At 60.8% G+C, this 12,718-nt stretch carries 13 protein-coding genes; 5 read left to right on the forward strand and 8 right to left on the reverse strand.

All coding sequences use genetic code 11. The features are described 5' to 3' along the window. Positions 1-187: hypothetical protein (locus tag ACYQ3M_RS11215; protein ID WP_460036172.1), on the reverse strand; the 187-nt coding region annotated here is incomplete at its 3' end. Here ACYQ3M_RS11215 and ACYQ3M_RS11220 point away from each other — a divergent pair. Next, the gene (locus tag ACYQ3M_RS11220; protein ID WP_460036173.1) at positions 176-517 is read left to right on the forward strand and encodes a DEAD/DEAH box helicase; all 342 of its coding nucleotides are present in this window, start codon (positions 176-178) and stop codon (positions 515-517) included. The two genes, ACYQ3M_RS11215 and ACYQ3M_RS11220, sit on opposite strands and share 12 nt — an antisense overlap. 248 nt (positions 518-765) lie before the next feature. Here ACYQ3M_RS11220 and ACYQ3M_RS11225 read toward each other — a convergent pair whose 3' ends face one another. The 3 genes from ACYQ3M_RS11225 to ACYQ3M_RS11235 are packed head-to-tail and all read right to left on the reverse strand — an operon-like array spanning position 766 to position 1,866. Further along, positions 766-1,026, reverse strand: coding sequence for a hypothetical protein (locus ACYQ3M_RS11225; RefSeq protein ID WP_460036174.1), 261 nt, complete (start codon positions 1,024-1,026; stop codon positions 766-768). Next, positions 1,007-1,213, reverse strand: a complete 207-nt coding sequence (locus ACYQ3M_RS11230; RefSeq protein ID WP_460036175.1) for a hypothetical protein — start codon at positions 1,211-1,213, stop codon at positions 1,007-1,009. Before ACYQ3M_RS11230 ends, ACYQ3M_RS11225 begins: the two co-directional genes overlap by 20 nt. A gap of 2 nt (positions 1,214-1,215) precedes the next feature. Then, the gene (locus ACYQ3M_RS11235) at positions 1,216-1,866 is read right to left on the reverse strand and encodes a DNA-binding protein (RefSeq protein WP_460036176.1); all 651 of its coding nucleotides are present in this window, start codon (positions 1,864-1,866) and stop codon (positions 1,216-1,218) included. A 226-nt stretch (positions 1,867-2,092) separates the two neighbouring features. Between ACYQ3M_RS11235 and ACYQ3M_RS11240 the strand changes: the two genes are divergently transcribed. Then, a complete protein-coding gene (locus ACYQ3M_RS11240; protein WP_460036177.1) occupies positions 2,093-3,790 on the forward strand; it encodes a site-specific integrase in 1,698 nt (565 codons plus the stop codon). A gap of 41 nt (positions 3,791-3,831) precedes the next feature. Here ACYQ3M_RS11240 and ACYQ3M_RS11245 read toward each other — a convergent pair whose 3' ends face one another. After that, positions 3,832-4,737: a DNA-binding protein gene (locus ACYQ3M_RS11245; RefSeq protein ID WP_460036178.1), complete on the reverse strand. Its 906-nt coding sequence runs from the start codon at positions 4,735-4,737 to the stop codon at positions 3,832-3,834. A 437-nt stretch (positions 4,738-5,174) separates the two neighbouring features. Here ACYQ3M_RS11245 and ACYQ3M_RS11250 point away from each other — a divergent pair, with 437 nt between their 5' ends. Then, positions 5,175-6,128, forward strand: a complete 954-nt coding sequence (locus tag ACYQ3M_RS11250; RefSeq protein WP_460036179.1) for an IS1595 family transposase — start codon at positions 5,175-5,177, stop codon at positions 6,126-6,128. An 11-nt stretch (positions 6,129-6,139) separates the two neighbouring features. On the opposite strand, the gene ACYQ3M_RS11255 is transcribed toward ACYQ3M_RS11250, so the two are convergent. Next, positions 6,140-9,331 carry a beta strand repeat-containing protein gene (locus ACYQ3M_RS11255; protein ID WP_460036180.1) on the reverse strand — a complete coding sequence of 1,064 codons (3,192 nt, stop codon included), beginning with the start codon at positions 9,329-9,331 and terminating at the stop codon, positions 6,140-6,142. Between the two features lie 852 nt (positions 9,332-10,183). Here ACYQ3M_RS11255 and ACYQ3M_RS11260 point away from each other — a divergent pair. Continuing rightward, the gene (locus ACYQ3M_RS11260) at positions 10,184-11,176 is read left to right on the forward strand and encodes a sigma-54 interaction domain-containing protein (protein WP_460036181.1); all 993 of its coding nucleotides are present in this window, start codon (positions 10,184-10,186) and stop codon (positions 11,174-11,176) included. A gap of 67 nt (positions 11,177-11,243) precedes the next feature. After that, entirely contained in the window at positions 11,244-11,483 is a 240-nt protein-coding gene (locus tag ACYQ3M_RS11265) for a hypothetical protein (RefSeq protein WP_460036182.1), read from the forward strand. Positions 11,484-11,536: 53 nt separating this feature from the next. Here ACYQ3M_RS11265 and ACYQ3M_RS11270 read toward each other — a convergent pair whose 3' ends face one another. Together ACYQ3M_RS11270 and ACYQ3M_RS11275 are read right to left on the reverse strand one after the other, a co-directional pair. Further along, a complete protein-coding gene (locus ACYQ3M_RS11270; RefSeq protein ID WP_460036183.1) occupies positions 11,537-11,680 on the reverse strand; it encodes a hypothetical protein in 144 nt (47 codons plus the stop codon). Positions 11,681-12,113: 433 nt separating this feature from the next. Beyond that, the gene (locus ACYQ3M_RS11275) at positions 12,114-12,404 is read right to left on the reverse strand and encodes a hypothetical protein (protein ID WP_460036184.1); all 291 of its coding nucleotides are present in this window, start codon (positions 12,402-12,404) and stop codon (positions 12,114-12,116) included. Positions 12,405-12,718: the final 314 nt, after the last annotated feature.

Consider the following 12,718-nt stretch of genomic DNA (forward strand, 5'->3'; position numbering starts at 1 on the left):
GGGTGGGTGGTGGAGGAGGAATGGCCGGGGGTTGGCCGAGTCGATGGGGAGGCGCTGGGCGTTGTAGAAGAGGAGCCAAGTCGAAGAACTCGTCGAAGCGCAGATTCTCCACAAAGAATGCGCCCGCATCTTCCGAGCTGGTAAGGCTGCCGATGACCTTGGCGTGACCCTCCGATTGCACAAACATCAGGAAGAAGCCATCCGCATTGCACAGCGCAATCAAAGCTATGTCCTGACCACCGGCACGGGCTCCGGCAAGTCCCTCAGCTACTTCATTCCCATCGTCGATCATGTCCTGCGCAATCACAAGCCCCACGTCAGCGCGATCGTGATCTACCCGATGAACGCTCTGGCTAACAGCCCGTGCGAGGAGCTGGCCCGCTTCCTCAAACTCGGCTATCCCAATGGCAATGGCCCCGTGACCTTGTACTCGATGAACTCCATACCTATCAAGGCCGTCAGGGGGCCGATGTCGCGCTGCTGGTGCCGCATTGAATCCCGACCTGCTCTGTGTTAGCGCCTCGGCAACGATGGCCACCGATGGCACGCCGGAAGAACGCAACGCCGTAATTGCCGGCGTGGCCAGCAAACTTTTGGGGGCAACGGTCGATCCTGGCAACGTCATTACCGAGACCCTGCAGCGGGTCACTCTCGGCGACGCATTGCCCGATTCCGATACCCTAAAATCCGTCCTAACCGGGGAAATTCCCGCCAGTGTCGAGTTCGAGTCCCTGCGTGCGCATCCCTTGGCCGTCTGGATCGAGCTCAAGCTGGGTCTTCACAAGCGCAAACGACATAACCCCGCCGCCGGCGCTGTCGGGCGATGGCGTGCAGGCGCTTGTCGATTTCCGCCTCGGACGCGGGAATTTCCCGCTTCTCCCCACCCCGCCGGCTGTCCAGGCTCCCCCAGGCGCGGATCAGCACCCGATCCCCAAACAGGTCCAGGCCAACCCAAACCAGATACCAACGCCGCTTTTCCGGGTGGATCCAGCGCAGGACCCAAAACTCACGTCTCGACGTCGCCATCGATCACAGGCTCATTCCCGGCGACCACCGTCACGCGCCGCCTCGACCTGGACAAATTGCGGACATGGATCCGAAAGCGGCGGAAGCGGCATCCGGCTTGGCCCTGCCGCTCCGCGTCCGCCAGCAGGTCACAAATGATGCTCTGAAGCATGGCCTCTTCGGCCGGATCCGGTTGCACGGCGATCATCCTCACTTACCTCCCCGCTTGGTTTTACTCTCCAACGCGGCCTGCAAGCGGGCGGCCTGCTCCAGCGCCCGGGTCTCCCGCTGTCTGGCGGCCGCCAGCTCGGTTTGCAGCCGGGCAATCTCACCGGCCGCATCGTCCAGCTTTTGCGCCAGGGCGGCGTTCTCCCGTTCCAACACACGCTGCCGTTCTGTAGCTTCGTTCTTTTCCCGTTGCAGGCGTTCGGTTTCCGCCTTCTGGTATTCCAAAGCGATTTCCTTCTCCATCCGCCGGCGGAGGCTGTCCTCCAGCTTGGCCAAAGCCTCCTGAAACGCCTTGTCCTTCCGCTCCAGCTCCAAGGCCAGATCGCGGATTTCCTGCTCGAGCCGTTTCCGCTCCTCCATCCACTGGGCCTGCTCCCGAGTCCGTCTCTCCTCCGCCAGACGCCAGGCCTCGGCCCAGAGGCGTTGGGCGATTTCCCGGACCGACTCAGGAACCGGCGGGTGTTCCGGTTGCGGCCGCTGCGTCTCCCGCCACTCGGCCAAATGGCGGCAAAGAGTGGTGTAGCTGCCGCCGCCTAGCCGCTGGCGGATGGCCTGGATGGTGGGCTTGTGGCCCTCGTCCAGCAGCGCCTGGGCGGCCTGCCAGACCTGTTCCCGCTTTATCCCGGAGGCCATGGGCGGTATACTGTAATTGTCTGTTTTACATTTTTACATCTTAGCGCCATGCAAAAAGAAAGGCCATATATTGTCAGCCGCAAGCCCTGGAGGAATCGGATGGGATGTGCCTTGGGGATCCATGGCGGTCCAACGGCAGCGTCCGCTTCGTCCATGAGCGGCCGACGCCGGAAGAGATCCGCCGCCGCACGCGTTGCTAAATTACAGCAGATTGGGGATAGCGCCTGTGGATAAGCACGCTTTTCATCTCGGGGTTTCGGAGTTGGCCGCCCTACGCGGATGGATCGTCGGGCTGCCTGCCAAGGCGGCGGTGGCCACTTTCCTGAAGGATTTCGAGGGCAACGCCGAGAGCCTGCTCAAGGGCTGGATGGAGAGGCTGGCGCTCAAGGCCCGCTTGGCGGGCCGGCCCGACTGGGCCCGGCTGTTGTCCCAGCGTCCGGCCAGTGAGGAGAAACAGCGCGAAGCCGTCGCCATCATCGAGAAACTGGCGAGATTGGAAGATCCCCGCCCGGGACCGGATCATCCTCTCGACTTGTGGTTGCCCCCCTCCTTGGCCAAGGCCTGTTGGGAGCTTGGATTCAAAACCCTGGGCGATCTGGTTCCCGAGGGGTGGCGACGGCTTTCCGGCCGCAGCCAGGCATGGGTGCGTGAATGGCTGGTTGCCAATGGACTGGTGTCTTCAACCGACCCGGTAGGGGTGATCGCTTCGGGATCCCTGGCGCCGGCGCCCATCGAGCGACTTATGCCGCCGGAAGCGCTGGATGGGCGCAATGGCACCAATCGGGCGCCCGGGCCGCCCAAAATCGACGCCGCCAACGATTACGAAGCGATTAAGAGCTGGCTGTCCCTGTGGCCGGAAGGCTCCCACACCTGGAAGGCTTACCGCCGCGAGAGCGAGCGCTTTCTGCTGTGGTGCCTGGTCGAACGCGGCAAGGCGTTCTCCTCGGTCACCGCCGAGGATGGCGTTGCCTACCGGACGTTTCTCAAAGATCCCCGCCCTGCGGACCGCTGGATTGGGCCGCCCCGCCCCAGAACCTCGAAGGAATGGAAACCGTTCCGGGGCCCCCTGTCGGACCGTTCCGTCCACCAGGCCGAGATCATCCTCGGCGCCCTTTGCCAGTGGCTGGTGGGCCAGCGCTGGCTGGACAGCAATCCCTTCGCCGCCCTGCCCAGACAGCGGCGGAATGCCCGCATGCGCACCGATCATGCCCTGACCGAAGCCCAGTGGCGGTTTGTCATCGCCTATTCGGGCCGCCGCATCGACCTGGCGCAAACCGAGGAAAAGCGCCGATGCGCCAAACGGCTGCGCTTCGTGTTGGAGTTTGCCTATCTGACCGGGCTGCGTCTTTCAGAATTGGCGGCGGCCCGAATGGGAGACATCAAACCGGTGGTGCGCCGGGATTCGACCCAATACTGGCTGACGGTGATCGGAAAAGGGGGCCGCCCGCGTCGGGTGCCATTGCCGCCCCGACTGGTCGAACGGTTGATCGATTACCTGCGGGATCGGGGCTGGAGGGTGGATCAGCCGGAACAAGCGCCGCCGGATGTCCCTCTGGTCGCGAGTATTCGTAGGCCGCTCCAGGTCAAAAACGGAACGTTCGCACGCCAGGAAAGCGCCCTCACCCCTTTGGGCCTGCACCATCAGATCAGGCAATTCTTCAGGGAAGCCGGAACCGAGCTGGCCAAACAGGATCCAGAAGCCGGCCGGCGGTTGCGTGCGGCGACCTGCCACTGGCTGCGCCACACCCACGGCACCCATGCCCTGGACCGGGGGGTGCCTCTCACCGTGGTCCGGGACAATCTGGGCCATGCCAGCATTCAGACCACGTCCCTGTATCTTCATAAGGACGCGGACGAGCGTTTCAAGGAAATGGAAAAGCTGATGGTTGAGTCTCATCCCGTCCGCCGCCTCCCCGGGACGTGAGGCGAGGACGGGAAGGCGGCGACTCAACGGCTGGGCATCGTTCACTCTGGGGATTCGGATCGATCTTCTGCGCGGATCGGCTTTCTTTGCCTGCGGGATCGAAGCGGCGCCTTCCGGCGCTTCGTTGGCAGCTCCTGTTTCAGACGGGAGACGGTCTCGGTCAGCTGATCCCTTTCCTTCCTGAGCAAGGCGAGCTCCTGGTCCTTGTCCGCGAGCCGGGCCTCGATCTGGCCAAGAAGCGCATCCAGCCGTTCCTCGGCCTGCCGCAGGCGAGCCTCGGCCTTTTGCCGTTCCAGGCGCTCGAAGGACAACTCCCGTTCCAGGCGGGACACCTTCTGCGACCATTCTTGGCCGGCCCGCTCGCGTTCTTCCAGGATGCGCAGGTTGGCCCAGTCGGACACTTTTTCAAAGCGCTCCCGGGCCGCCTCCAGGTGGGCATGGGCCTCCTGGAGCCGCCCCTTAAGATGCCCGTTTTCCTCCAGGGCGGCGGCCAGCCGACTTTGTCGGTCGTCGAGGGCAGCCTTCAGCCGGTCCAGCTCGGCGGAAAACCGCTCCAGATCCCTGGCTTTTTCCTCCAGGGCCTGGCGCAGCCGGTCGATTTCTCTGTCCCGTTCGGCAACGGCCTTGTCCCAGGCGGCTTTCTCCTGGGCCAGGGCCTGTTGTGCCTGTTCCAGTTGCTTGCGTTCCCCGGCCAGGGCCTGGTTGGCCTCGGCCAGGGCCTGTTGCCACAACTGGCGGATCGCTTCGGGCACTTCGATCTGCTGCTCTCGGAAACGCTCGGCCAGGTCTTGACGCCACTGTTTGATGACCTCGCTGGCCAGGCGGCGGTTGTTGACGCCGGTGGCCTCGACCACAAGGTCCACGGTGGGAAAGCGGCCCTGGGTCAGGAAGATCTCGGTGCAGGCCCGGTAGGCCAGCGCTCTGGAGGTTTCGCGGTTAGGCGTCATGGGGATTCAGGATTTCGAGGACGGGTAAGGCTCGATCTTAGGGGCCGCGAATTCATCCAAATCCAAAGTCGTGCGTGAGAACAGGTTTTCTTCGCCTTCTCCGAGGATGGAAGGCATTCCCAATGCCCCTGCCCGGCACTCAGGGGACAGAATACCCGTTTTGCCCCTGGGATGCAACAAAGATATTTGTATAAACAGCAATATTTATTGTTTTTTCCGCTATCTATTAAAGATAAGTGATATTATCTTGAACAACTTCGCAATCGCCTTTTTCAAAATTCAAGCCCAGGCCTTCGGCGGGCTAATTTAACCTAAAAGCGGAAAAGACGGCCTTTCGGTCCTGGACTTGAACCGGCCTAACGGGCCGTGGAAAAACTCCCCTGCGTCTTTGGGGCGGTAGAATGCCGAGATCGTCCGGATCCGAGGGGAGGGTTCTGATGCGAGGCCGTCTAAGCAACCGGGGCGCGATGTTTTCCTACGTAAGCCTGGAAGACCGCACGTGCCGCGGAAGAAGACGGGCTCGGCGATGGATGGGCGGACGCCGCGGCAGGGAGGGCGACCAGACCTTGCTGAAGGTACGCAAACGGATCGAGGGAGCCTTCTGGCTAAAGACGGTGGGGGCTGGCGCAAGACGCGCTTCATTGGGCGGGCAAAGCTGGCGGGAGAGGCGCTTTTGCAAACGCTGCGGCCATCGCTTTCGCTGGCGCAGCGTATGGTCGGCCAGCCGGATGAGCGACGCCACCACGCACGAACTGCTGCGTCGTTTCGTTTGGGGCGTGCCGGTTTACCGGCAGCGCTTCGGCGCCTTGGTCAGTGCGCCGGCGATCGAATGCTTTTACCGGCGGGTGCGTGCTTGCATGGCGTGGGCGGAGGAGTTTCGAGAGCCCTTTGCCGGGGCGGTCGAATGGGACGAAACCACGTTTGGCGGAACTCGGCACGGCAAACGGGGCTGGGGTGCGGCCGGCAAAGTGATCGTGTTTAGCATCGTCAAGCGCAACGGCCAAGTCAAGGCGATGCCCATCGCGGCTCACCGCCGGGCAGAGGGGATGCGCCCCATCCAGGCCCATACCCGGGAGGGCGCGTTGTACTCCACCGACGAGTGGCACGCTTACGCGACACTGAAGCTGCGGGGTGAGCACGTGGTGATCCGCAAGGAGAAAGGCAAGCCCGTGGGGCGGGACCCTATCAACGGCATCGAGGGCTTCTGGAGCTATGCCAAGAACGGGTTGTATTCTTACCGGGGAGTGCCTCGCAAATACTTCCATCTTTACCTCGGGGAAGTTTGTTACCGTTTCAACCACCGGACTGAAGACCTGAAACCCTTGCTGGTCAAGCTTCTCAAAACCACCAGCATCCAGAATATCAGCCCCAAATTGGTCCAGAGTCGTTAGGAATTAGCTAATTAATTGAGTCGCGATCTTTTTATCTCGGTCAAGCAGTACCGCAATATCAAGCCCCCCAGGCCGGCAAGAAACAAGAAAAAACTTCCCGGCAAGGGTACCGGTGATGGCCCAGACCCCGGAGCGGTGTTGCCGAAGAGCAGTTCGGTCGCAAAGCTGGAGCCATTGCTGGTTGTAGTAAAATCGAATTCAAAATCCAAGGTCAGGATTCCGGACATCCCCATCAGGCTACCCAAGTTGAGGATCTGGTCGTTTAAAAATGCACTGGCGGCCAAGGCGTCGGTAAAATTCACGTTGACCATCTGGGTCCCATTTTCGGTGATAAGCAAGCGCAGGTTGTCGAAGGTTCCGGTGAACGTGGGATTCACGAAGCCGATCTTCAAGTACTGAAGATCGGACAAGGACGAAAGATCAATGCTCTGAATAAACTCGCTGACAAACGTTTTCGATCCGGCGCCGTCAGTGGGATAAGCCGCTCCAAGAGCCGCTAATCCCAGCAAGGTGCTGGTGCCGCCGACATCGAAATTTGAATGCACCTCGGGATTTCTTGCCAAGGCTCGGAGCATACTGGCATTATCAGGCTGGATAGTGACAAACGAGAAGGCCTGGAGCCCCGCTCCCAGGCTGGAACTGGGTGCGGCGCCCACCGCAGTCCGGGTCTCCACTTCCACAGTGCTGGCCACGGGGGAACGGGCCACCGCATAGGCATTGACGCCGGAAGAAATGGCGGTGGCATTACCAAAGGCGCCGGTGGCCTTGGCATGGGCCGTGGCCCCGCCGCCGCTCCCCGCAAAGGCTTGGGCGGTGGATTCAACGTTTCCCAGCCCGGAACCCAAGGCGTTGGCCGAGGCGCCGGCGCCGGGGCCGCCGCCAGTGGCTAGGGCGGTCACTATGACGTTTTCAGTGGCCAAGCTGGTGCCTTGGGCATAAGCGGTGGCGCTGCCGCCGCTCTTGGCGCTGAGGCCGCCCCAGCTGTCGGCAGTGACGCTGACAATACTGTTGCCTTCGGCCCTGCCGATGGCTTGAGTAAAAGCGCTGCCGCCCACGTCCCCAGCTCCTCCATAAGCGTGGGCTTCCGCTCTGGCGGTGGTAAAATTACTGGCGGTGGTGCTGGTGGCGAAACTCCGGGCGTCGCCGCCTCGGCCGAAGGTTGGGGTGAAGCGTTGGTTGTCACCGCCATTACCTCCGGTGGCGAGGGCGTAGATTCGGGCTATACCGCCATTGTTTACCCCTTCGGCATGGGCCTCGGCTGCCCCCCCATCACCGGGGGTAGGGCCATCCCCACCTCTGCCCCCGACGGCTGCAGAGGAGAGGTCGAAGGGGTTGAGTATATTCACTGCCTTGGTGAGGGCACTGTAGGCGTTGCCACCATTGCCGCCAAAACCTACTGAAGAGGTGACCAAGACATTGCCGCCATTGCCCCCCCAGGCACCCTGGCCCAACGCCAAGAATCCAAATCCAGTGGTGTCACCCTGCACGGCATCGCTCAAGGAAACGCTACCGCCCGTACCGCCCACTCCAGCGGCGGTGTCGCCGCCTTTCCCCCCAGAGGCGGAGCCACCCACTGTGACAATGCCACCGCCGCTGGAGGTTCCTCTCACCGAGAGCGAGGCGGCTCCGCCCGGACCGCCGCTGGCGCCGGCCCCGCCTTCGCCGCCCTGAGCGCCCCCGTCGATGGCCACATTGCCGGTGGAGGAAGCATTCAGGGCAAAACTGGCGTTGCCGCCCGCGCCGCCATCATTGAAGGCGTCACCGCCTCTGCCACCTTTGGCCGAAGAGTTGGTAAAGACAGGATTGCCGCTTAAGTTCAGGAAAACCGAGGCATTTCCCCCGCCGCCGCCGGTTGCGCCGTTGCCCCCTCGGCCACCTATTGCCCCATAATAGCCCAAAAGTTGGCCGAGCGCGGAGTTCGAGGCGCTCAACGAGGCCCCGCCGCCGGCGCCCCCGGTGGCGAGGGCGCCACCAGAGCTACCGCCGGAGCCGCCAGTAGCAACAAAGCCAATATCGGCGTTCCGGCCGGAACTGTTGGTTTTGATGGAGGCGTTCCCTCCGGAGCCACCGGTTGCGCCGCCAAAACCACCCGACCCCCCGCTCACGGTTCCTCTTAAGGTAAGGGAGGTCTCGGCCCGGCTCGCCTCATCCAGGGAGGCCGAACCGCCGCTGCCCCCCCGACTGGCATTGCCTCTTATCCCGGCCCCACCCGTTACGGCATAGGTGGCGGTGACCGGACCAGAGGAACTGGTATGCGACCCGGTGGCCTGAGCGCCGCCGCCGCTGCCGCCATTCAATGATCCTAATATGCTGAATGGATTACCCCCATCGCCGCCGGTGACTTGAACATTCACGCTCACCGGACCCACGGTATTGGCCTCGGTAATGCCCGTGGCACTGCCGCCCCCTCCCATGGACGCCGTAAATCCCCCGGTGGTGCCACCCATGCCCCCGACCGCCTTGAGGGTGATAATAGTGTTATCGAGGCCGGAGGTGGTGGCACTGGCTCTGGCTGAGGCATCGCCGGCGTCGCCGCCATTGCCGGGAGTTCCTGCAGGGGTGCCCGCACCAAAGCCGCCTCCCGCCCCGCCGTTACCCCCATAGGCTTCCACCTCGGACCGGGCAATTCCACTGCTTACCGTGGTCTCTGCCGTGGCTTGGGCGTCGCCGCCATTCCCACCTTGACCACCATCGCCTCCCCGGGGACTAAATATCGGATCGCCGCTTGCCCCTGTACCGCCATCCCCGCCGTTGCCGCCCTGGGCACTGGCAAAGTTGGTGTTATCGCCGCTGATCGCCATGGCCGTTGCCGAACTTCCATTATCACCGCGGGTGCCGTTGCCGCTGGGGAAGGTGCCATCATCCCCGTTTTTCCCAGAAAGCCCAAATTCGAGATCAGATGCTGCCCAAGAAACTGCGGCAGTTAACAGCAGTATGCCAAGGCATGCTAACATCCTAAAAAATAGGGAATTTCGCCACGAGTTTGCCAGGGCGATCTTTTTATAAAACCAGGTGCTTTCACCGTCCGGCGGAGTGAGAGTTTGGCAGTCAGTTTGTACAGCATCCAATGAGAAGTTGTAGGTGTTCATAGATTTTCTCCACAAATTTACCGCTTGTTTCTTTGATGCAACTGCCATGGCCGTGGATGCGGTCAAGGTTTCCACCATGACAAAACTTGAGGTGACTACAGGGGTCAGTTTCATGAAATGAAAGTCCTGCGAAACGGTATTGATCTAAGCGATTTGTCATGACGGACGTACGAAACAGTCTGAATTCGGAGCAGTCGAATCGAAGGCGGAAAGGTCCTCGATTGGGGCATTTCCTGCCCATTTGCCGATTTAGGGTCTGCGCCTGGTTGTACTAGATCGCCGCTATATAAAATCTGCAAAATGCGGGTGATTCACCTGTTCTTCTTCACCTGTTCTTCTCTGATTCGGAAAACTTAAGAGTTCCTAGTATCCTTGTTTGTATCTTTCAATCTCCGCGCCAAAAACTTAATCTTCAATGAAAACAAAGTGTTAAAAGTTTACGCGGAAGTTGATGCGGGCAGATTCGGGTCAAATTTCACCCAAAACTGGGTATCTAGTAACCCGTAAAACCAAAATCCCATTGGAAAAGAAAATACGAACAAAATCGATTTCTTTTAATCTGATGCGGTTTTTCTTCTTGCCCCATAGATTCTTGTCACATATCATCGCTAACACTTTCGGCACTGGGAGGAAACCATGGAGCCATCCCAATCCTTGGTGCTTGTGCTTTCTGAGAAAGGAGAAAACACGGGGGTTTTAAACTTTTGCTACGCTGTCAAGACGCTTGGATTTACGCTTGATACCTACTCGCTAGTGACTTGGAAACGAACTTGTGCCAACCGGCCTAAACTTGGAACCTTGTTCTGGATCGATGGGAAACCGATTTTAGATGAAGTGCTCAGCTGCCTCCCGCAAGCCCAGGCGCATCCGGTCGTTGCAATCTTGGTACACAGCACAGTCGGCTGGGAAGCACGGGGGCTGGCCGCTTTTACCGACGTTATTGGCTGGCCTTGCGAGCGAGGCGAATTGAGTTTTCGCTTAGCCAAAGCCGGTCTAGCCGAACGATCGGTTGAAGTCTCTCTGGTCACCCATTTGATCGGTCGCTCGGACGCATTCACGCAAATCCTCGATTTTATCGACAAGGTTGCCTCAGTCCAGGCTCCGGTTCTGATCTTAGGCGAGACCGGCACCGGCAAGGAGGTCGCCGCGCGGGCCATCCATTATCGCAGTCCCAACCGCACTCATCCGTTCGTTCCGTTCAATTGCGGCGGGGTCCCGGCAGAGTTGTTGGAAAATGAACTATTCGGGCACGAAGCCGGCGCCTTCACCAGCGCCCAGAAGCGGCAGGCGGGCTTGGTGGCTCAGGCCGAAGGGGGATGCTTGTTTCTGGACGAAATCGATGCCCTTCCGCTTCAGGCCCAGGCCGCCTTGCTCCGGTTTCTGCAGGATCACCGCTACCGGCCGTTGGGGAGCTCGCACCTCAATCAGGCCCATGTCCGGATCTTGGCTGCGAGCAACGCCGATTTGGTTACCCGGGTCACGGAGGGGAGGTTTCGGGAGGACCTCTGGTATCGCCTGAACGTTTTGACTTTGACCTTGCCCCCGCTGCGCGAGCGCCGGGAAGACATCCCGCTGCTCGCCGAGCATTTCCTGCAGAGGTTTAGCCAAATCTACCGCCGGCCGGTCCGACCGTTTTCGGCCCGGAGCTTAACGAGGCTGATGCGGTATCCCTGGCCTGGCAATGTCCGCGAGCTGGAAAACTGGGTCCACAGAACTGTCCTGCTCGGCGAAGTACAGCTGCCTGGCGAAGAAGAGCCACAGTCTTCGACGGGAAGGAGCTTTCAGGCCAAAAAATCCGAGGCGGTTGCGCGGTTTGAGCGGGAGTATCTTACCGAACTGATGCACCTTGCCCACGGCAATGTCAGCCAGGCAGCCAAGATCGCTGGCAAGGAGCGGCGCTGCCTAGGGAAACTGTTGAAAAAACATGGCCTTTGCGCCAAACAATTTAAGCCCTCCTGAACCGGTTGGGGTTGTCCTTGGCCCAGCGATTGCTTGGAGATTAGGGCATTGCTGTCAATAATCGGTCGTGGGCCAAGCCAGACGTATTCAAGCCATCGCGGCAGAAATCGAAGCCTATCTCGAACGCCACCCCCAGGCTGCAGACACTCTGGAAGGCATTCGGGATTGGTGGCTGTCCTCCCGATCTGGATCGCCGGAGGAAATCCAACGCGCTTTGGAACGTCTGATCCGCCGCGGTCGGGTGGAAAAATACCGGCTTGCCAACGGTCGCATCCTCTTCCGTCGACCCAAGTCGGGTCAAACTTGACCCAAGGCGCCCCAGGCCGACGTTCTTTCTGTTTCTCTGAGGCCAGGTGCAGGCTAGCGGATTCTCTGAGGGCCATACAGACGCTGGATCTCCACCGGTATGGAAGAAGGCTCTAGGCGAATAACAGGGTTTGGGGGAGTTTCCGGATGAAACTCCAAGGCGGTCAAGCGGAACCCTGCCGCTTCGATTTCAATCACATAATCCCTGCGTTTGGGCAGCGAGAAAGTATTGGTGGCAGCGAATTTGCGGAGGATTTTTTTCGTCTTTGGGTCTCGCAAGGTGATGGGTGATGATAGCCTTTTTGATCGGTGGGGTCGGGCCGCTGGCAGGAATCAGAGAAAAGCTTGGAAGATCAGCTGAAAGGGGAGCGGCCAAAAGAGTCAGGTCCCGGGTTTTAGGCGGTTTGACGGGTTTTAAGGCGGCATTTTCATAAGGATTGGCGACCGTCAGGACAGCGTTAAGCACCCAGGAGACGCAGGACGCCCCAAACCGACCCGCGGCGGGTGGCCGAAATCCGGCGGCTGCGCACGCTCTACCCCAATCTGGGCAAGAAAAAGCTCCACGTTTTGCTTGCCCCCGGAGGTGCCGCGCAGCCCATCCCTCTGCCCTCGGTCTCCACCATCGGCCGCCTCAAAAGCCCGCGCGCCGGACAAGAGGCGCGTCACGCCCCACCGACTCGATGCGCGCGGCCGGATCAAACCCGTGCGCCCAGCACGCAAGGCCAGGAAACCCAAAGACCTCAAGCCCCCGCCACGAACCCTGTGGGCCGTGGACACCCTCGAACGCGTGCGCGTTTGAATCCGGCGCGATGGGCTTACCACCATCGACCCCGTCTCGGCCACGGCCTTTGCCGTGGCCCTGCCAAGCAAGCAGGCCCGCCACAGCGCGCGCGTGGCCTTGAGGCTCGTGCAAGGGCTTCATGCGGAGACCTCCCGCAACCTCCTGGTCCTCTCCGACAACGGCTCGGCGTTCCAGGGCGCCTTCGACCAAACCCTCGCGCGCTTTGGCCTCACCCGTGACTTAACCTACCCCAAAAACTCCAAAATGAACGCCTATGCCGAACTTGAAGCGCACCCTCCAGGAGCCATTCATCGACGGGCACGACGATCGGCTTTTCACCGACATCGCCCTCTTCAACCAAACTTACCAACTGGCTCGTCGCTTACAACACCTTCATCCCCCACCATCGCCTGGGCCGCCTCTCCCCAGGACCATGGCTCCTCAAACATTACCCT

The organism is Methylothermus subterraneus, assembly GCF_054656915.1.